Raw genomic sequence first — 19,187 nt, forward strand, 5'->3', positions numbered from 1 at the left:
ACTGTGGCGACCGCTATCCATGGCTCTCCAGCGAAAGGAACAGGGTTGAGCCAGACACCGTACGGCGGGCCACCTGGCCAGAATCCGCCGTACCAGCAGCAGCCCGGCCCACCGCCGCAGCCAGGTCCTTACGGACCGCCACCCGGCCAGTACGGCGGGCAGCCGCAGTACGGTCCGCCACCTGGCCAATACCCCGGGCAGTCGCAGTACGGGCAGCTCTACCCACCGGTGTATGTGGCACCGCAGCAGGGATTCGGTTGGGGACCCAACGCTGGACCGCCGCCGCGGAAGAAGTCCAAGGGCCCGGCGTTCCTGGTCCTCAGCCTGGTGGTGCTGGCCGTCGCCGGCGCGTGGATCTTCGGCATCGTCAAGAAGAATGCCGACAGCAACTACACGCCACCGGTGAGCTCCGGCCGCCACACGCCCTCGCCGACCGGGCCGACGTCCGAGCCGACCGAGCAGCCCACCGAGGAACCGACGTCGAGTACGACGACACAGCCGAACGGACCGTCCGACGCGACGATCGTTGCCAAGAACAAGCTGTACACGGTCGGCCAGATGGCGCCGGTGAACTGCAAGGAGCCGAGCGTCCGGCCGAACACGGCCCGCAACGCGGCGGCGTACTGGGCCGCGATCAAGCCGTGCCTGGACAAGTCCTGGGCGCCGATGGTGGCCAAGGCGGGCTACACGTTCAAGGCGCCGCAGATGGTCTACTGGTCCGGCACGAGCGTGTCGAACCCATGCTCCGGTGGCGCGGTCAACGTGCCGTTCTACTGCTCGGCGAACCACATGATGTACATGAAGGTCGACGTCTTCGTGAAGGCCTACAACGAGTACTCCGATCCGGAGGCGAAGGCCTACGCGCGGATGTGGTACACCCGGTCGATCGCGCACGAGTACGGCCACAGCGTGCAGAACGAGACCGGGATCCTGCAGGCCTCCAGCCGGATGCGGTACGACGCTCCGGACGATGCGAGCCAGATGCGGATGACGCGCCGGATGGAGCTGCAGGCGAACTGTTTCGCCGGCGTCTTCCTGGCCGTGAACAAGCGCAGCTACCCGATCAACGGCCTGATGCTCAGCGTCTGGAACAAGTACGTCGTCACCGCCGGCGACCCGCCGGAGCAGGGCGACCACGGCAGCAAGGCCAGCCAGGCGCGCTTCATGGGCAGGTCGTTCAAGACCGGCAACCCGGCCACCTGCAACACCTTCTCGGCCTCGGCGGCCAACGTCAGCTGACGGTCAGCCCGGGCGGCGCGACCTGCCGCCAGGAGTCGACCAGGATGTCGTGCAGTTCGCCGGCGTCCTCGAGCGCGGCGAGGCGGGCCCGAACCCAGTTCGAACCCGCCTCGTGCGGCGGAACCCAGAACTTCCCGGGTTCCGCCGCGATCAGCTCTTCCCGCTCCAGCCGGGGACACCGGACCGCGAACGAGGTCTGGTCGTCCGGCACCGTCACGAACATCCGCCCCGCGACGTCGAACGTCGGGTGTCCCCACCGCTGCTTCTCCACCGTCTGGGGGAAGGACAGCGCGATCCGTCGTACGTCGTCAGCGTCCAGCACGCAGACACATTAACGCGGCTTGCGGCCCGGCAGCAGGAGCGCGACGACCGCGCCGACGGCGACGATCGCGGCACCCGTCCACACTGCGGGGACCAGGCCATCGGCGTACCGGGCCGGCGACTCGTAGGAGCCCGCCGAGGCGAACACGGAGGCCAGCACGGCCACGCCCATCGCGACACCGACCTCACGGATGGTGTTGTTCGTCCCCGAAGCCACACCGCGGTCGGCATCGGACGCGCTGGCCATGACGACGCTCGCGGCCGGTGCGAACGTCAGACCCATCCCGACACCGGCCAGGATGAACGGCAGCACCATCTCGCTGTACTGCGTCGACGCGGTGGTGATCAGAGCGAGCCAGCCGAGCGCCACTGCCAGGAAGACCTGCCCGGACGTGATCAACGTGCGCGCCCCGACCCGGTCCACGATCAGACCGGCGATCGGCGCGACCACCATCGGCGCCATCGTCCACGGCATGGTTCGGATGCCGGACTCCAGCGGGCTGTAGCCCTGCACGACCTGGAAGAACTGCGCCAGCAGGAACACCGACCCGAAGACGCCGACCGAGAACGTGAACGAGGTGATGTTGATGACGCTGAACGCCCGTACCGAGAACAACCGCAGCGGCAGCATCGGCGACGCGGTCCGCCGCTCCCACCCGACGAACGCGGCCAGCAACGCCACACCGGCGACCAGCGAGCCCAGCACACTCGTAGAGGTCCAGCCGTCGTCCGCACCGTGCACAACGCCCCAGACGATGGCCAGTACGCCGGCCGCGGCCAGGACGAGTCCGAGCAGGTCGAGCTTCTTCGCCGTACCCCTGGACTCGGTCAGGACGCGTGCGGCCAGTACCACTGCGACCACACCGACCGGCACGTTCAGCCAGAAGATCCACTGCCAGTTCAGACCGTCGACGACAGCTCCGCCGACGACCGGACCGACTGCGACACCCAGTCCGGAGATGCCACCCCAGATGCCGATCGCGGCACTCCGCAACCGCTCCGGTACGGCGCCTGCCAGCAGCGTCAGCGACAACGGCATCACCGCGGCCGCGCCGACGCCCTGAATCGCCCGGGCACCGATCAGCATCCACGGCTCGGTGGCCAGCGCACAGGCGGCCGAGGCGAGTGTGAAGAGGGCGATCCCGGCGAGGAAGATCCGCCTGCGCCCGAGGCGGTCGCCGATCGCGGCCGCGGTCAGCAGCAGCGCGGCGAAGGACAGCGTGTAGGCGTTCACGAACCACTGCAGGTCGGACAGGGACGCGCCGAGCTCCGACTTGATCACGGGCAGCGCGTTCGTCACGACCAGGTTGTCCAGCGTGACCATGAAGGTCGGGATCCCCACCGCGGCGAGTACGGCGCCCAGCCCGGCGCGACGGGCCCGCTGCGCGGGTGGTTCCAGCGTGGGTCCCAGCTCATCGAGAGCGGTCGACGTCATCTCGGTCTCCTAGTTGTAATTCACTGATAACAAGTTCGTGAGACCAAAGTATGCATCCACTGATAACATGTCAAGGGACAGTGGGTGAGGGCGTCGACCACCCGAGAGGAGAACGATGGGCACCAAGATGCGATTGACCGCGGCTGAGCGTGGTGCGGAGGTGCTGGAAGCGGCTGTGCAGGCGTTCGGCGCTTCCGGGTACGAAGGCACCAAGACGGACGAGATCGCGCGGCTGGCCGGCGTCTCACAGCCGTACGTGATCCGCCTGTTCGGCACCAAGCAGCAGCTGTTCCTGGCCGCCGTACAGTCCGTCTGCGACCGGATCGAGCAGATCTTCCGCGAGGCCGCCGAGGAATCACCCGAGCTGCGCACCCTCGGGCACAACTACGAGCGGCTCCTGGCCGAGCCGGAGCTGCTCCTCGTCCTGCTGCACGGCTTCTCGGCCAGCCGCGACCCGGCCATCGGCGACGCGGTCCGCGAGCGCTTCGGCCGCATCTACAGCCTCGTCCGCGAGCTGACCGGCGCGTCACCGACCGAGACCCGCGAGTTCCTCGCCACCGGCATGCTGCTGACGGTCATGTCCGCCATGCAGGTGATCGGTCCCGACGCGGCCAGCATGCCGTGGGCCGAGGAGCTCACGTCGACCTTTGGCGACGCGAAGTAGTCAGTCCCTGCCGAGCTTCTGCCCGGAGGCGAACCAGATCGCCACCGTCGACAGCACCAGCGCACTCACGGTCACCAGCAACGAGCCCCGCACGTCCGCTCCGCGCACGACCGCGACCGCCACCGCAACCACCGGCCCGATCAGCACAGCGATTGCCCCAGGCAACAACCAGCGCCGGAGCGAGTCCCGGTGCACCCGCGCGTACGACGGGATCTGCGCGGTGAACGCGGCGGCCAGATGCACCACCAGCAAGGCGATCCCGGTCACGACCACGCTCCAGTCCACCTCGCTCGGCGCCCGGAAGACCCAGCCGAGCGCGACCACGATGATGAAGACCAGCCCGGCCGGCGAGTCCGGCAGGATGACGGTTGCCACCAGCATCGGAATCGCGATCAGCGGGATCAGGTCCAGCTGATCCCACGGCTGCAGCCACGAGATCAGCAGCGCGACGCCGCCCGCGACAGCGATTACCAACCGGGCGAGGAATGCCGCCTCGCCGGCGGCCCGCAGCTGCACCAGCCACAGGGTGATCCTCTCGGCGGCGGTCATGAGCGCATCCTCGGCGCCGCCGCGAGTCGCGAGGCGTCCCGCAGTACTTCGTCCAGCGTGCCGGCTCCATGCCACGGCACAGTCGGTACGCCGAGGTCGCCGAGCCGGTCGAGCTCGCGACGACGCTCCAGCAGTCGCAGTCGCCAGGCCAGCGGCCACGTCCGCGCGTCGTGCTCTTCGAGGTCGATCACCGAGGTGACGTCCGGTGGCAGCGTGTCCACGGCGATCACAGTGCATCCCGAGTGCACCAGCGTCACGACGTACCCGAGCACTGTCTGCCGGAGCAGCGGGCTGAGCACCAGCACGAGGCTGTCGGACCTGATCCGGTGCCGCCGAGCCAACTGCTGCTCGTCCTGCTGGCGGCCCTGGCGGTCGGCGTGGGTGAGCGCGTCCAGGATCCGGCGGAGGTGACCGCGACCACTGCCGGACCGGACGCCGCGGACCGTGTTCCCGGTGTCGATCAGCCGGACGCGGTCGCCGTGCCGCAGGTAGTGCTCCGCGATCGAAGCCGCGGCCCGGACCCCGGTGTCGAGGCTGCTCGACTGCCCGTCGATCCCTTCACTGATGCCGATCTCGCCGCCGGTGTCGAGCAGGATCACCACTTCGGTGTCGCGATCGGACCAGGTCGACGTCACGTGCAGCTCGCGGGTCCGCGCCGAGACCGACCAGTTGATCCGGCGGAGCCGGTCACCGGTGCGGAACGGACGGACTCCGGCCAACTCGGTCCCTTCGCCCGGCCGCCGCGACCGGTGCAGCCCGACCAGGCCAGCCGGGCGGGGCATGGCGTCGACCGCTTCGAAGCCCTCGCGCAACGGCAGCGTGGTCACGGACATCGCGCGGGCGGACACCACCGGAACCCGGTACGCACCCAGCGTCGACGTCGCGATGACCGTCGGCCGCTCGAGCGCGCGGATCCCCCAGCGCTTGGACCGCAGGCCGACCTCGAGGGTCACGGCGCCTTGGGACACCGGCTCAGCGATCGCGGCCTGCGCCGGGTCGTACTGGAACCACTGCGACCGCGGCAGCGCCGCCACGATCAGGTCGATGTCCGGATCGATCGTCCCGGAGACCTCCAGCCGGTACGTCGTCGCCTGGCCCTCGAACAACACGTCCGTGTCCAGCTCGGTGTGCACCTCGGGACGCTCCCGCGGCCGGAAGTACCGGCTCCAGACCGCGACGAACGCCAGCGGCAAACCCAGCACGGCCGCATCCGGCCGTCGCGCCAGCACTGCGAGCACCAGCAACACCGCAGCCACGCTGACCGCGCGGATCTGGGCGTGCGTGGGCTTCCATCTCATCGGAGCGCTCCGCTCACTGCGACATGTCCTGGACCGCACCCTGGGACGCGCCGACCACGGTGGGAGGCGTCGCCACCGAGCCCAGCACAGTGCGGACCACCGTCGCGCCAGTCACCTCATGCAGCCACAGCTCCGGACGAACCGTGATCCGGTGCGCAAGCGCCGGCACCGCGACCGCCTTCACATCCTCCGGTACGACGTAGTCCCGGCCCTGGATCACGGCGTACGACCGAGCCGTCAGCAGCAGCGCCAGCGATCCACGCGGCGAAGCACCGACGAGCACCTGGGAGTCGCGCCGGGTGGCAGCGGCCAGGTCGACGCAGTACTGCCCGACGGTGTCGTCAACAGTGACAGTCTCGATCGCACGCTGCGCAGCGTGCAGTCCGGCCGCGTCCGTGACCGCCTCAACGGTCTGGTCCTCAGTACGGCGGCTCATCCGGCGCCGCAGTACCTCCCACTCCTCCGCGGCACTGGGATAGCCGAAGCCGATCCGCAGCATGAAGCGGTCGAGCTGCGCCTCGGGCAGCGGGTAGGTGCCTTCGTACTCGACCGGGTTCGCTGTCGCGAGCACGTGGAACGGGGTGGGCAGCGGGAAGGTCTGACCCTCGACGGTGACCTGGTGTTCCTGCATCGATTCCAGCAGTGCAGCCTGCGTCTTCGGTGGGGTCCGGTTGATCTCGTCGGCCAGCAGCAACCCGGTGAAGATCGGGCCGGGCCGGAAGACGAACTCGGACTGCTTCTGGTCGTACACGAACGCGCCGGTGACGTCCGACGGCAGCAGGTCCGGAGTGAACTGCACCCGCCGGAACTCCAGCCCGAGCGCCTGCGCGAACGACCGCGCGGCCAGCGTCTTGGCGAGCCCCGGGTAGTCCTCCAGCAGCACGTGACCACCGGCCAGGATGCCAGCAAGCACGAGCTCGAGCGCCTCGGCCTTGCCGACCACTGCCTGGCTCACCCGGTCCAGCACCTGGCGGCTCAGGTCGGACACCTCACCGAGCTTCAGCTCGCGATCAGTCACAGTTCCTCACAGGTTCTCGATGGTCTGGATCGCGTCCTCGATCTCGTCGAGGGACGCGGTGCGCTTGTCGTCTGCCATGACCAGGGCCCACAGCCGTTCGCCGGTGATCGCGCGGGCGCGGTCCGGCTCCAGCGCGGGGTCGACGCCGTGGCGGTGCACCAGCCGGTCGGTGGTCAGCTCGAGCAGCAGCGGCCGGATCCGGCGGGCGAACGTCTGCGATCCCTCACCGGCCCGGCGCTCGCGGCTCGACTCCTGCAGCCAGGTCGCGACGAACTGGGTCCGGTTGTCGGTGCTGCGGGTCCGCAGCGCGGCCAGCTTCTCGTCCTGCCGCGCCGGCCAGTTGGTCTCCAGCACCTGCGGGACGATCAGCCGCAGCGCCAGCGATCCGAATCCGATGGCCAGCGCCATCGCCACGAACCACAGCGGCCGCGGCGCCATCCCGGCCGCACCGAACGCACCGATCAGCAGCAGACTCGCCAGCGCGGTGAACCCGACGTGCTGCACCAGCGCCTTGTCCAGCCGCATCGACCGAAGACGCCGTTTCTGCCCGCCACCTTGGTCACTGTTCCGTGGCGCGCTCTCGTCCAACGGAGTCCAGCGGTACGACGTCATCCGGGCACCACCTCGTCCGCCTGCTTCGCGGCCCGCGCGGATCGAACGGCGGCCAGTTCGTCACGCAGGCGCATCAACGCAGCCCGCGCCTCGGCCCTGGCCTGTTCGGTCGACCCGTGCGTCGAGTAGCGGGCCTCGCGGTACAGCTCGCCGAGCCGGTTCAGCTGCGGCTCGGAGATGCCGCCGACGCCGAGGACCCGGACCGTGAACTCGGCAGGTGTCTCCGACGGCTCCCGGGCCAGTCCCGCGGACGCGGCCGCTTCCTCCAGTGCGACCCAGCAGGCGATCACCGCGTCGGTCGCCGTACCGGAGTCGATGCGCGCGAGGCCGGTGTCGACCGCCTCGGCCAGCCGGTCCGCCTTCATCCGCTCCCAGTCCGCGTCCGCGGTCTCGGCCTGGGGCAGCTCGACCTTGCGGAGGATCCGGTAGAGCAACCGGCCGAGGAGGAGCACGATGGCCGCGATCACCAGGTAGATCAGCGCCTGCCACAAGGCCTTCAGCCAGTCGGGCATCGGCCGGCTGCCCTCGTCCTTCTTCTCCGGCGGGAAGAACGGCGTGGGCGGCTGAGCCCGGTCCGTCGGAGTCAGTGTCGGCAATGGCCGGGGCGACGACTTGAGCGTGCTCTCGCTGATCGGCCGCACCGAACCACCGGCCGAGGCGAGCACCACGAATCCGGCCGCGGTGACCCCCAGGATCAGCACGACAGCCAGCGTCCACGCGCCCCGACGGTGGGTGTGCATCCAGGAAGGCTAACCGATCAGAAGCCCGTATCGAGCCACGGAAGCCGGCTCGTGGAAAACGCTTGCGCCGCGGCCCCGAGCGCCCCGGCCGTGTGCTCCTGCGCCAGCCCGGCCGCACCGAGCCGGACGAACGACGGCTTGCCGAGGTAGACCGAGGCCAGATCGCGCACGTCGACGGTGAGATCGGCCGGCCGGGTGGTCGACTCGCAGGTCGCCCCGGCCGGACCGCCGGCGAGGTGCCACTTGCCCGCGTTCCAGGGCAGGAATCCGTCGGTCACCTCGAGGACGACATCGATGTCGCGGGCGTATGTCCGGGCCGCAAGCGCCGGGGCCAGGTCGACGAACCGCAGCCAGAGACCGTCGCGGGTGATCGGCGACGGCGCCCGCTGGTCGACCAGCAGGTCCAGCAGCGGGTCGTCCGACGGCAGCGCCTCGTACCGCGTCTCGCTCAGCAGGTCCGGCTCCAGCAGGTAGCGCCAGAGCGCGGCATGCGAGGCCAGGTCGACAGCATGCACGCGCCGTACCTCGACGAACCCCTTGTCGGCGCGCTTCGTCCGGTAGTGCGCGAACCCGGTCAGCTCGCCGTCCCGCTCGGCCAGCACGCAGCGCAGCGCGGAGGCGTTGGACGGGTCGACCATCACGTTGTCGCTGACAACCAGCTCCTGCCACCGGTCGTTGTGCTCGAACATGCCGACCCGCTCGGTCGCCAGCTTGTTGCGCAGCGCCGCGGTCTCGGCCAGCGTCTCGCGCACCCCGACGTACCTGATCCGTACGTCGTCGATGCCGGCGACCGGCCGCAGTTCGCGAGCGGGCTTCGGTACGACGATCTCCTGGTGGTCGCTGGCGAGGCCGTACCCGAACCTGCCGTAGATCACCGCCTCGCTCGCGGTCAGTCCGGCGAGCGGCTCGGTCCCGGCCTCGTGGATCTCGTTCAGCTGAGCCCGCATCAGGTCGCGCAGGATGCCGCGCCGGCGATGCGTCGCACGGACCCCGACCATGGTCACCCCGGCCATCGGCACCTGTGCGCCCGGCACAGTCATCAGGTGCGAGAACGCCGCTGTGTGGCCGACCAGTTGCTTCTCGTCGATCGCGACGATGCTCCGGTCCGGCTCCCAGACCTTCCGCTCCGCCTCCAGCTGCGCATCACTCCACGGCGCCGAGAACGCCACGTCGATGAGCTCCAGGAGCTCGCCCCACTCACCCTCGAACCGCCCGATCTCGATCGCCATGCCCAACACCTACCAGACCCCAAGAACCACCGCGCCACGATTTGCCCTGCGAAAACTCGGCAGGGCCGGGAATTTCCCGTGCTGACAGGAAAGTCGGGCGACTCCCGGTCTGGACTGATGAAAATCGTTTTCATATACTTGAGGGATGACCGCCCACTCGAAGACGCCGTTGTCCCTGCTGGTCGGGCTTTCCACGACACTGCGGGAACCTGTGCTGGACGCGATGCTCGACACCACCAGCGTGGTCGTGGTGGTCGACCAGGACGAGTTGCGCGAGCGGGGTGTGCTGTCCTGGCGTGTGCTGGACGCGTCCGGGCGGATCGACGCCGGCGAGTTCACCGTCGGGGACGACTGTGGGGCGTGTCAGCTGATCGAGTCGCTGCTGCCGTTGCTCGAGGCCCTGGTCGCACGGCAGCGCTGGGATCACGTCGTACTGGCGGCTCCGCCGGCGATGGAGGCACGACCGCTCGTAGGCTCACTGGTCGCGGGGTTGCCGGAGATCGCCGTCGACACGATCACCTGTGTGGTCGACGCCGTACTGCTGGTCGAGCAACTGTCCGGTGACGAGCTCCTCGACGAGCGCGGTCTCGCACTCGGGCTGCCGGACCGCCGCAACGTCGCCGAGCTCACCGCGCGGCAGATCGAGTACGCCGACGTGTGCGTGCTCGCCAACCTGCACCGCAACGCAGCGCCGGATCGACTGCACAACCTGCTGCTGCACCTGAACCCGCGGACAACCGTCGTCGTGGCGGACCGAGTCGGCGTACCGGACGGGCCGGTGGCGCGGACCGGGCTGTTCGACTTCGACGCGGCCGAGGCGTGGGCCGGCGAGCTGGCGTCTTCGGATCGGGTCCAACCGAGTGGTGACGGCGTGACGACCGTGCTCTGGCGGTCCACGCGGCCGATGCATCCGTCGCGGTTGAACGACGCGCTCGAGGACATCGTGAACGGCGTCGTCCGCAGCCGTGGCGTGGTCTGGCTGGCGAACCGGCCGACGCAGCGCGTGCGGTGGGAGTCCGCCGGGTACAGCGCGTCGCTCGGCATGCTCGGCGAGTGGTCGGACAGCGAGCACCTGGCCGAGTGCACGGTGGTTGCGACCGGCATGGGTCTGGATCCGGCCCGGCTGCAGTCGATCCTCGACGCGTGCCTGCTGACCGAGTCCGAGCTCGCCTGCCTGGACTGGCACGACCTTGACGACCCGTTCGCGGGTCTGCTGTAACTAACCCAGCAGCGGCAGGCGGTCCGCATGTGGACCGAGCATGTCCAGATCATCCTCGTCCAGCGGCACCCGGCCCGTCGCCTTCAGGATGTACGTCGTCGTGTCCCAGCCGATCAGGTCCCACGCCTCCGGGCCGAACAGCCCGTCCAGCGTCCGCGCGGTGACCTGCAGCGCCTCCGGATCTGGCTCGGGCGCATCCGGCAGACCAACGGTCAGGTCGAGATGGTGGACCGTTGCCTCCAGCACCAACGTGGCCACGAAGTCCGTCGCCCGCAGTACGTGACCCTGCGTCTCGATCCGCCGCCCCTTGTCCGCCAGCCCGGCCGCAGCCGCGCGTACGGCGGCCTCGGACACCTCGCGCCAATGCTGCACGAGCATCCCCGGCCGCCGGTACGACGAGGCTACGCCGCGGACGAAGCTCGTATCCGGATTGTCGCCGTCCATCCCCGCCGGGAAGTCCTGCCAGTACGTGACGAAATCCCGGTCCGGCCCGACCACGGCCGGGCTCGCGAAGGCGATCAGCGCGCGCTCGGCGTCGTACAGCAGATGGACCAGCAGCGGCCCGACCGGCATCCCCGGGCATCTGGTCGCGAGCCCGAAGTCGGCGTCGCTCAGCCCCTGGACGACCTCCGTCAACCGCCCGTACTCCCGGCCCAGCGTCGCCGCCAGCCCCAGCGGCAACGCCCCTCGCTCGGGTGCTTTCATCCCCGGCCTCCTCGGTGTGCTCCCTTGAAGAAACCTAACCCGGGACTACGCCGCGATGTTCCTACGAACGTGCTGTGTCGAGGTGCGCGGCGGCGCTGGCCTCGAGGTGGCTGAGGTCCGACGCGACGGTCGCGAAGGTGTAGCCCTCGCTCAGCCGCCGCCGAGCGGACTGCCCGTCCTGGGTGTGGATGCCTGCCGCGACCCCCGCCTCCTGCGCGGTCCGCGCGATCAGTGCGACCGCCTCCTCGAACGGCCCCTCGACCTCGGGGTCACCGGGGAAGCGAGCCCCGACCGACAGTCCGAGGTCCGACGGCCCGACGTAGATCCCGTCGAGCCCCGGCGTCGCGCAGATCTCGGCCACGTTCTTGAGCCCGAGTGGCGTCTCGATCATCGCCAGTACGACGGTCGCCGCGTCGGCGTCGGCCGGGACCGGCCCGATCCGCAGCGACGCCCGCATCGGCCCGAAGGACCGCACTCCGGTCGGCGGATACTTCGCCGCTTGCACGGCCCGCGTGACGTCCTCGGAGTTGTCCACGAGCGGCACGATCACCCCGGTCGCACCCGCATCCAGCGCCCGGCCGATCGGGGTCGGATGGTTCGCCTCGACCCGCACGATCCCGACCGTTCCGCCGGCACCAAGAGCAGCACCCGCATCCACCGCCAGCAGCCCGTTCAACAGCCCCTGGTACCCCAGCAGACCGTGCTGCCCATCCAGTACGACGTAGTCGTACCCAAGCCTCGCGATCCGCTCGGTCGCCACCGGTGCATCCATCACCACCCAGTACCCGATCAACCGCTCCCGGCCCCGAATCCTCTTGGCGAAATCGTTTGCGCTCACACCTGCACCCTATCGGTCCCCCACGCGCAAAATCGCTCGCCTGACCGATCTGTGGACGAGAGGATGGAGGGTATGCCAGCCACCGAGCGCCTGCTCCACGACCTCGTCTCCGCGGCCGGTCTGGCTCAAGTGCGCTCGGTCGAGCCAATGCGCGGCCACGGGTTCGACCACGAGGTACTGCGCGCGACACTCGCCGATACCCGGCAGGTCGTCCTGCGGCACCGGCAGGAGTCCCGTCCACTTCCCTTGGGCCGAGCCCGCTTCCTGGCCGACCACGACGTACAGGCGCCGGTGCTGCTCGGCGGCAACGACTTCGCAACGCTGTACGACTACGTCCCCGGCGACATGCTGTCCACGGTGATCGACAAGATGACAGACGCCAGGTGGAGGTCGGTCGGTACGGCGTTCCGTCGCGTCCACGCCGTCCGCTTCCCCAGCGGCCTGTCCGGCGACTTCGGACCCGACAGCTTGGTCCTCCGCCCGACCGATCCGGTCGAGGATCTCCACCGGCTCCTGGTCGACGCCGAGTCTCGCCTCGAACCCAACCTCTCGTTCGTACTCCCGCACCTCCCCCGCCTGCACGCGGTGATCGACGACCACGCGGAGCGGCTCCGGCAGGCTCCGACCGCCCTGCTGCACGGCGACGTCTTCCTCGCCAACATCATCGTCGGCACGTCACAGACCACCCTGATCGACTGGGACCAGGCCCGCGTCGCCGATCCCGGCCAGGAGATCGCCGCCCTCGACGAGCGCATCCACCTGATCAACGGCGGCGAGCTCCCCGGCGCTTTCTTCGATACGTACGGCGCGCGGCCGGACACAGCGGCCCTCCATCGCGTCACGAACGCGATCGCCTGGTTCACCCACGGGCCGTTCGCCGGCTGGGAGATCGACCCCGACCTCGACGCCGACCGCACCCACCTGGTGACCGGCTGGCGCAACTCCCTGGTCGGCTACCTCACCGGTCTCGGCGAGCGGCTGAAGGAGTTCTAGACCGGCGGGACGCCGTGGCGGCGGGTGGAGAAGTGGCGGTCTTTGGTCTGGGCTGCGGCGAGGCGGGCGATCAGGTCGGTGCGGAGGTCTTCCGGTTCGACGATCGCGTCGATGACCAGGTCCGCGGCCAGGCGGAGGATGTCGATGTCGGTCTCGTACTCTTCCCGCAGCCGGGACACGTACTCGACCCGCTCGCCCTCGTCGGCGATCTCCTGGATCTTGTTGTAGTAGACGGCGTTGATCGCCGCCTCCGGACCCATCACCGCGATCTTCGCGGTCGGCAACGCAACGCACGCATCCGGCGAGAAGCCGGGTCCACACATCGCGTAGAGACCGGCGCCGTACGCCTTGCGGACGATCACCGACACCGTCGGCACGGTCGCCTCCGACACCGCGGTGATCATCTTCGCGCCGTGCCGGATGATCCCGGCCCGCTCGACCTCGCTGCCGATCATGAACCCCGGTACGTCGCACAGGTACACCAGCGGCACGTTGAACGCATCGCACAGCCAGATGAACCGCGCCGCCTTGTCCGCGGAGTCGACGAACAGCACGCCACCCTTGACGGCCGGCTGGTTCGCCACGATCCCGACCACCTGCCCTGCCAGCAGCCCGAACCCGGTGACAAGCTCCGGCGCGTACGCCGGCTTGACCTCGAAGAACGTGTCCGCGTCGACCAGTGCGTCGATCACATCATGGATGTCGAACCCGACGCTCTCCTCGGCCGGCACCAGGTCCCGGGTGAAGTCCCGGGCCGGCGGCGCAGCGTCGTACGACGGCGGCCGCGACTGCCATGAACCGGGAAGGTAGGAGAAGTACGTGCGGGCGAGGTCGATCGCCTCAGTGTCGTCGGCGGCGAGCAGGTCGCCGCAGCCGGAGACGCTGGTGTGCATCCGCGCACCGCCCATCTCCTCCAGCGTCACCTTCTCGCCGACCACCATCTCGGCCATCCGCGGCGAACCCAGGTACATCGAGGCGTTGCCGTCGACCATGATCACCAGGTCGCAGAACGCCGGGATGTAGGCGCCACCGGCCGCCGACGGCCCGAACAGACAGCAGATCTGCGGCACCTTGCCGGACAGCGCGACCTGGTTGTGGAAGATCCGCCCGGCACCGCGACGGCCGGGGAACAGGTCCACCTGGTCGGTGATCCGCGCGCCGGCGGAGTCGATCAGCCAGAAGATCGGCAGCTCGTCGCGGAGTGCGACCTCGGTGATCCGGACGATCTTCTCCACCGTCCGCGCACCCCACGACCCCGCCTTCACGGTCGGGTCGTTCGCGACGATCAGCGCCGGCCGGCCGTCGACCAGCGCGCGGCCGGTGACCACGCCGTCGGCCGGCAGGCCGGCGTTGAGTGCGTTGGCCAACTGCGCGTCCTCGACGAAGCTGCCCTCGTCGACCAGCAGCGCGATCCGGTCGCGGACGTAGAGCTTGTTCTGACTCGCGAGCTTGGCCGCAGCCTTCTCCGGCGGCGCCAGGGTCGCCTCGCGAGCGACCTTGACCTCGGTCCAGTGATCGTGGGTCATGCAGACATCATTCCACCGGGAGCCCGAGGCTCCGGGCGATCAGCATCCGCTGCACTTCCGACGTACCTTCGCCGATCTCGAGGATCTTCGCGTCCCGGTAGAACCGCGTCACCGGGTACTCCTCCATGAAGCCGTAGCCGCCGAACACCTGGGTGGCGATCCGGGTCGCGGTCACCGCGGACTCGGTCGCGTACAGCTTCGCCACCGACGCGGCCTGCTTGAAGTCCTGCACCGACGCGCCGGCGTCCTTCAACGCGGCCGCGCGGTAGACGAGCAGCTCGGCGGCGTCCGCCATCACCTTGAGGTCCGCGATCTGGAACGCGACACCCTGCTTGCGCCCGATCGGCACCCCGAACGTCGTGCGCTCGCCGGCGTACTGGACCGACATCTCCAGGCAGGCCCGGATGCAGCCGAGCGCGACCGCGGCGATCGCCACCCGCCCGTCGTCGAGCGTCGCGAGGAACTGCGCGAACCCCTTGCCGCGCTCGCCCAGCAGGTTCGCCTCGGGGACCCGGCAGCCACTGAGCGACAGCGGATGCGTGTCCGAAGCGTGCCAACCCAGCTTGTCGTACGCCGCCTCGGCCGCGAAGCCCGGCGTACCACTCGGGACGATGATGGTGGAGATCTCGGGCTTGCCGTCCGCCTTCTCGCCGGTCCGCGCGGTCACGGTCACGCACGAGGTCATGGACGAGCCGGAGTTGGTGATGAACTGCTTCGAGCCGTCGATCACCCACTCGCCGTTCTCGAGCACCGCGCGGGTCCTGGTCGCGCCGGCGTCCGAGCCCGAGTCCGGCTCGGTCAGCCCGAACCCGGCCAGCTTCTGGCCCGCGACCAGGTCAGGCAGCCAGGTGGCCTTCTGCTCGTCGGTGCCGAAGGTGAGGATCGGGTTGATCCCGAGCCCGACCGCCGCCTCCAAGGTGATGCCCATCGACTGGTCGACGCGGGAGATCTCCTCGATCGCCACGCACAGACTGGTGAAGTCACCGGCCGAGCCGCCGTACTCCTCCGGGGCGGTCAGCCCGAACAGGCCGAGCCGGCCCATCTTCTGCACGACCTCCACCGGGAAGTAGTGCTTGCGGTCCCACTCGGCCGCGTGCGGGGCGATCTCCGCCTCGGCGAAGTCGCGCACGCTGCGGCGGAACTCGCGGTGCTCCTCGGACAGCTCGTACATGACGCACTCCTCTGTGCTTGACGCTTACGTAAACGTAAAGCACAGTGGGGTGCGTGCACAATATCCGGGTGCCCGCTCAGACCTGGTCGATCGCCGAACTGGCGGCCGAGTACGACGTCACCCTGCGCACGATCCGGTTCTACGAGGACCGCGGCCTGCTCACGCCCGAGCGCCGCGGCACCGTCCGCGTGTACCACTCCCGCGACAAGGTCCGCCTCGGCCTGATCCTGCGCGGCAAACGCCTCGGCTTCTCCCTCGACGAGATCGCCACCATCGTCGACATGTACGACGCCGAGCCGGGCGAGGAGGGCCAACTCGTCTACCTCCTCGACCAGATCACCCACCGCCGCGCCGACCTCGAACAACGCCGCCGCGACATCGACGAAACCCTCCAGGAACTGGACGAGGTCGAGGCCCGCTGCCAGACCGACCTCAAATCACTCCGTGGCTAGCGCCGCTGCGCACGCTCGAGGGAGGCGACCTCGGCCGTCAGGCATCGTGGCCTCCGAACTACGTGATCTTGCGCCGCCCGTACCTGAAGTAGGCAAGCGGTGCGATGCCGATCGAGTTGACCAGCGTGATGACGAGCGCCCAGCGCACCTTGGAGCCGTTGACCTCCCCAGCAGGCCGACGCGCGAGATCAACCAGCGCGGCGATCTTCAACACCGCCTCGACAACCACACCAACGACGACAAGCCGCCGCTGCGCTGTGCTCAGGTCCTCCCACCTCGTCCTACCCACGCCTCCACGATGCTCCCTGTCCACCACCCACGCAAGCAGCTCTGGCTTGGTGTCGATTCGCCGCATCCGCGTTCGTGTAGAGGGTGAAAGGACCGACACGAGGAGGTCGTCATGGGTGAGATCACGGTGGTGTGCAACGTCAGCCTGGATGGTGTGATGCAGGCGCCGGGCCGGCCGGACGAGGACCCGCGCGACGGATTCCGGCACGGCGGCTGGGCGACGCCGTACAGCCAGGACGCGATGGGCCGCGTGCTCGGGCGGGGCCGCCGGTTCGGCGGGATGCTGCTCGGGCGCCGCACGTACGACGACTTCGCCGGCTTCTGGCCGAACCAGCCGGACAACCCGTACACCGAGGCCCTCAACAACCAGCAGAAGTACGTCGTCTCGTCGACCCTGACGAACCCCGCCTGGTCCAACTCCCACGTCATCACCGTCGACGACATCCCGAAACTGAAGACCGAGCACGACCTGATCGTCCTGGGCAGCGGCCACCTGATCCGCTCCATCCCCGACCTGATCGACCGCTACATCCTCCTCATCCACCCACTGACCCTCGGCTCAGGTCAGCAACTGTTCGGCGACCTCCACCAGCCGCTCACCCTGGAAGACTCCGAAACCACCACCACCGGAGTAGTCATCAACACCTACAGCCCTGGCGGCGTGAGCCAGCACCTGGACTTCGTCGTACCGGCGCAGGGCTAGTGCGGCGAGGCGGGGGTCTGCGCCTAGGGGCGGGCTGATGGGGTGGCCGGGGGCGCGGCGGTGGAGGAGGGTTTCGAAGAAGCCGGGGGCCAGGAGGTACGTCGCTACGGCTGTGCGGGCTGGGGTTTGGGAGAGGACTGTGGTGAGGGGGTTGGTGGTGCCGGAGATGTAGGCGACGTCTACTGGGCGGTCGATGCGAGTGGATAGGAACTCGGCTGTGGTTGAGCAGTCTTGGAGGGCTCGGGGGTCGGAGGAGCCGGCTGCAGCGAGGACTACGTGGTCGACTTGAGACAGGTCGCCTAGGCGGTCGGCGAGGATGTCGGCCAGGACCGGATCGGGGCCGAGGGCGGCGGCCGCGTGGACCCGGCCGGGGTAGCGGTCCACCTCGGCCGCCACGTCGACGTACACGTGATAGCCGGAGCTGAGCAGCAGCGGCACCACGACCGCCTGATTGCTGTCGGCAACAACCCGCCGCACCAACGACGGCAGCGCCGGTACGTCGACATCCACGAAACCCAGCGATACCGGTACGCCGGGACGCTGCCGCGCCATCATCCGGACCAACTCGTGAACGACCTGGATACCGCGCGGATCGGCAGTCCCGTGCGCGACCGCGACCAGGTCGATCACGAAGGGACCCCGGCCGCCTCGACCGCCAGCCGGTACCCGCGCCGGACCACCGTCCGCACCAGTTCCGGTTTCCCGATCGCCGTCCGGAGTCTGTTCACCGTGACCTCCACCGCATGCACGTCCTCAGCACCAGGGAGCACCGCGAGCAACGCCGGCCGCGACACCACATCACCTCCGGCCGCCACCAAAGCGGCCAACACAGCACGCGGACCGGGACCGAGCGGCAGTACGACGCCGTCCAGCACCGCGGCCCCGCCACGGATCACCAACTGCCCGTGCTCGGTCTCGATCGACCGCGCATTGTCGTCGGTGAGCCGATCCGTCACGATCCGGATCAACGCACCCAGCCGGAAGCGGTCCGGCACCAACGGCTCCAGACCCAGATTCACGAACGGCCCCGCGGTTACCGGACCCACACAGGCGTTCAGCACCCGGCCGGACTTCAGCGCCGCGATCAGAGCGTCGTACTGTCCGGTGAGAGCCGCCGAATCGAGCATGGCCTGCGCACCGGGCGCGGACGTGTGGACCACCGCGTCCACCGCACCCGTGCCGATCTGACCGATCATCCGCTCCACCAGAACGGGATCGGGCGCCGGACCCCAGCGATACACCTCCAGCCCACGCACCGATGCTCCAGCCGTGCGCAGCGAGTCCTGCAGCGCCGGATCAGACAACCCATGCAGCTGTACGACGATCTTCCGGCCGCTGACACCCTGGTCGCGCAGCCAGTCCACCACTTCGGCCGTCGTCTCGGACCGCGCGGACCAGTGCTCGACCAGTCCGGCGGCCCGGATCGCGCCACGCGCTTTCGGCCCACGCGCCAGGATCCGTGATTGCTCGAGCGTCCCGAGCAGGTCCGCGGCCAGACCGGCGCTGTCCGCGGCCTCGATCCAGCCGCGGAACCCGACCGCAGTGGTGACGACAACGTCGTCCGGCGGGTTCGCGATCACCCGCCGGGTCGCCTCGAGCAGCGCGTGGTCGTCGGCGACCGGCACGATCTGCAGCGTCGGCGCGTGCAGGATCTTCGCGCCGCGCCGCTCGAACGCCGCGATCAGGTCCTCCGCGCGCCGGTGCGCGGTGACCGCGATCGTGCAGCCGCTCAGCGGCCCTGGCCTAGCCGTGCTCACTGGTCTCAAGGCCTTCCCCGCCCCACCACCCCGGTCGCTTCACCATCACCCGTCCGTCGACGATCTCGACCTCGTACACGGGCAGCGACACCGACGGATCGTCCAGGCACTCGCCGGTGCGCAGGTCGAAGACCTGCTTGAACATCGGCGACGCCACCGTCGGCACCTCGCCTCTGCTCCCCACGATGCCACGCGACATCACATTCGCCCCACTGAACGGATCCTGGTTGCCCAGAGCAAACACCTCGCCGGCGTGGGTCCGGAAGATCGCGAGCTGCAGCTCACCGGCCAACGCGGCGACCCCACGCTCGGGCAGCAGCACGTCGTACTCACACACCACAAAGGCGGTCACGACGCTCATCCACGTCCTCGCTTCGCTCCGGGCGCGGATGAGGCACGAAGAGCACTGTGCTCGATTGTGAACTCGCTT

At 69.3% G+C, this 19,187-nt stretch carries 21 protein-coding genes and 1 pseudogene; 6 read left to right on the forward strand and 16 right to left on the reverse strand.

Annotated elements, in window-relative coordinates:
• Positions 1-45: 45 nt before the first annotated feature.
• Positions 46-1,239, forward strand: a complete 1,194-nt coding sequence (locus tag E0H73_RS07455; protein ID WP_131352749.1) for a neutral zinc metallopeptidase — start codon at positions 46-48, stop codon at positions 1,237-1,239.
• Here the strand turns inward: E0H73_RS07455 and E0H73_RS07460 are convergent.
• Together E0H73_RS07460 and E0H73_RS07465 are read right to left on the reverse strand one after the other, a co-directional pair.
• Entirely contained in the window at positions 1,232-1,561 is a 330-nt protein-coding gene (locus tag E0H73_RS07460; RefSeq protein ID WP_131352750.1) for an MmcQ/YjbR family DNA-binding protein, read from the reverse strand. The two genes, E0H73_RS07455 and E0H73_RS07460, sit on opposite strands and share 8 nt — an antisense overlap.
• A 9-nt stretch (positions 1,562-1,570) precedes the next feature.
• On the reverse strand, positions 1,571-2,995 hold the full coding sequence (locus E0H73_RS07465; RefSeq protein ID WP_131352751.1) for an MFS transporter: 1,425 nt from the start codon (positions 2,993-2,995) through the stop codon (positions 1,571-1,573).
• Between the two features lie 115 nt (positions 2,996-3,110).
• Here E0H73_RS07465 and E0H73_RS07470 point away from each other — a divergent pair, with 115 nt between their 5' ends.
• The gene (locus tag E0H73_RS07470; protein ID WP_131352752.1) at positions 3,111-3,659 is read left to right on the forward strand and encodes a TetR/AcrR family transcriptional regulator; all 549 of its coding nucleotides are present in this window, start codon (positions 3,111-3,113) and stop codon (positions 3,657-3,659) included.
• Here the strand turns inward: E0H73_RS07470 and E0H73_RS07475 are convergent, their stop codons facing one another.
• Genes E0H73_RS07475 through E0H73_RS07500 form a run of 6 tightly spaced genes read right to left on the reverse strand, consistent with a single transcriptional unit; the run spans position 3,660 to position 9,105 of the window.
• Positions 3,660-4,208: a hypothetical protein gene (locus tag E0H73_RS07475; RefSeq protein ID WP_131352753.1), complete on the reverse strand. Its 549-nt coding sequence runs from the start codon at positions 4,206-4,208 to the stop codon at positions 3,660-3,662.
• Positions 4,205-5,506 (reverse strand): DUF58 domain-containing protein, encoded by a 1,302-nt coding sequence (locus tag E0H73_RS07480; protein ID WP_131352754.1) that lies wholly within the window; start codon positions 5,504-5,506, stop codon positions 4,205-4,207. Before E0H73_RS07480 ends, E0H73_RS07475 begins: the two co-directional genes overlap by 4 nt.
• 13 nt (positions 5,507-5,519) lie before the next feature.
• On the reverse strand, positions 5,520-6,524 hold the full coding sequence (locus E0H73_RS07485; RefSeq protein ID WP_131352755.1) for an AAA family ATPase: 1,005 nt from the start codon (positions 6,522-6,524) through the stop codon (positions 5,520-5,522).
• Between the two features lie 6 nt (positions 6,525-6,530).
• A complete protein-coding gene (locus tag E0H73_RS07490; RefSeq protein WP_238163874.1) occupies positions 6,531-7,136 on the reverse strand; it encodes a hypothetical protein in 606 nt (201 codons plus the stop codon).
• Positions 7,133-7,876, reverse strand: a complete 744-nt coding sequence (locus E0H73_RS07495) for a DUF4129 domain-containing protein (RefSeq protein WP_131352756.1) — start codon at positions 7,874-7,876, stop codon at positions 7,133-7,135. Before E0H73_RS07495 ends, E0H73_RS07490 begins: the two co-directional genes overlap by 4 nt.
• 17 nt (positions 7,877-7,893) lie before the next feature.
• Positions 7,894-9,105, reverse strand: a complete 1,212-nt coding sequence (locus E0H73_RS07500; protein WP_131352757.1) for a GNAT family N-acetyltransferase — start codon at positions 9,103-9,105, stop codon at positions 7,894-7,896.
• Positions 9,106-9,250: 145 nt separating this feature from the next.
• On the opposite strand from E0H73_RS07500, the gene E0H73_RS07505 reads away from it, so the two are divergent.
• Entirely contained in the window at positions 9,251-10,324 is a 1,074-nt protein-coding gene (locus E0H73_RS07505) for a CobW family GTP-binding protein (RefSeq protein WP_131352758.1), read from the forward strand.
• On the opposite strand, the gene E0H73_RS07510 is transcribed toward E0H73_RS07505, so the two are convergent.
• Positions 10,325-11,029: a maleylpyruvate isomerase N-terminal domain-containing protein gene (locus E0H73_RS07510; protein ID WP_131352759.1), complete on the reverse strand. Its 705-nt coding sequence runs from the start codon at positions 11,027-11,029 to the stop codon at positions 10,325-10,327. It lies immediately after the preceding gene.
• A gap of 61 nt (positions 11,030-11,090) precedes the next feature.
• A complete protein-coding gene (locus E0H73_RS07515; protein ID WP_131352760.1) occupies positions 11,091-11,867 on the reverse strand; it encodes an HpcH/HpaI aldolase family protein in 777 nt (258 codons plus the stop codon).
• Between the two features lie 72 nt (positions 11,868-11,939).
• Between E0H73_RS07515 and E0H73_RS07520 the strand changes: the two genes are divergently transcribed.
• The gene (locus E0H73_RS07520) at positions 11,940-12,860 is read left to right on the forward strand and encodes a phosphotransferase family protein (protein ID WP_165555526.1); all 921 of its coding nucleotides are present in this window, start codon (positions 11,940-11,942) and stop codon (positions 12,858-12,860) included.
• Here E0H73_RS07520 and E0H73_RS07525 read toward each other — a convergent pair.
• Positions 12,857-14,386, reverse strand: coding sequence for an acyl-CoA carboxylase subunit beta (locus tag E0H73_RS07525; RefSeq protein WP_131352762.1), 1,530 nt, complete (start codon positions 14,384-14,386; stop codon positions 12,857-12,859). The genes E0H73_RS07520 and E0H73_RS07525 overlap by 4 nt on opposite strands.
• Positions 14,387-14,393: 7 nt before the next feature.
• Positions 14,394-15,557, reverse strand: a complete 1,164-nt coding sequence (locus E0H73_RS07530; protein ID WP_131352763.1) for an acyl-CoA dehydrogenase family protein — start codon at positions 15,555-15,557, stop codon at positions 14,394-14,396.
• 68 nt (positions 15,558-15,625) lie between these two features.
• On the opposite strand from E0H73_RS07530, the gene E0H73_RS07535 reads away from it, so the two are divergent.
• Positions 15,626-16,009: a MerR family transcriptional regulator gene (locus E0H73_RS07535; RefSeq protein ID WP_131352764.1), complete on the forward strand. Its 384-nt coding sequence runs from the start codon at positions 15,626-15,628 to the stop codon at positions 16,007-16,009.
• A 58-nt stretch (positions 16,010-16,067) separates the two neighbouring features.
• On the opposite strand, the gene E0H73_RS07540 is transcribed toward E0H73_RS07535, so the two are convergent.
• A complete protein-coding gene (locus E0H73_RS07540; protein WP_131352765.1) occupies positions 16,068-16,298 on the reverse strand; it encodes a hypothetical protein in 231 nt (76 codons plus the stop codon).
• 156 nt (positions 16,299-16,454) lie between these two features.
• Between E0H73_RS07540 and E0H73_RS47095 the strand changes: the two are divergent.
• A pseudogene (locus E0H73_RS47095) lies at positions 16,455-16,874 on the forward strand (dihydrofolate reductase family protein); the annotation flags it as partial.
• Here the strand turns inward: E0H73_RS47095 and E0H73_RS07550 are convergent.
• From E0H73_RS07550 to nirD, 3 genes are read right to left on the reverse strand one after another with little or no spacing between them, the layout of a single operon-like run.
• Positions 16,857-17,630 carry a sirohydrochlorin chelatase gene (locus tag E0H73_RS07550; protein ID WP_202867246.1) on the reverse strand — a complete coding sequence of 258 codons (774 nt, stop codon included), beginning with the start codon at positions 17,628-17,630 and terminating at the stop codon, positions 16,857-16,859. The pseudogene E0H73_RS47095 and the gene E0H73_RS07550 overlap by 18 nt on opposite strands.
• Positions 17,627-18,757 (reverse strand): uroporphyrinogen-III synthase, encoded by a 1,131-nt coding sequence (locus E0H73_RS07555; protein ID WP_238163875.1) that lies wholly within the window; start codon positions 18,755-18,757, stop codon positions 17,627-17,629. Before E0H73_RS07555 ends, E0H73_RS07550 begins: the two co-directional genes overlap by 4 nt.
• Complete coding sequence (gene nirD, locus E0H73_RS07560; RefSeq protein ID WP_131352767.1) at positions 18,744-19,118, reverse strand: nitrite reductase small subunit NirD; 375 nt, start codon at positions 19,116-19,118, stop codon at positions 18,744-18,746. The genes E0H73_RS07555 and nirD overlap by 14 nt, the downstream gene beginning before the upstream one ends.
• Positions 19,119-19,187 lie beyond the last annotated feature (69 nt).

Source organism: Kribbella pittospori (assembly GCF_004331465.1).
GTDB lineage: Bacteria > Actinomycetota > Actinomycetes > Propionibacteriales > Kribbellaceae > Kribbella > Kribbella pittospori.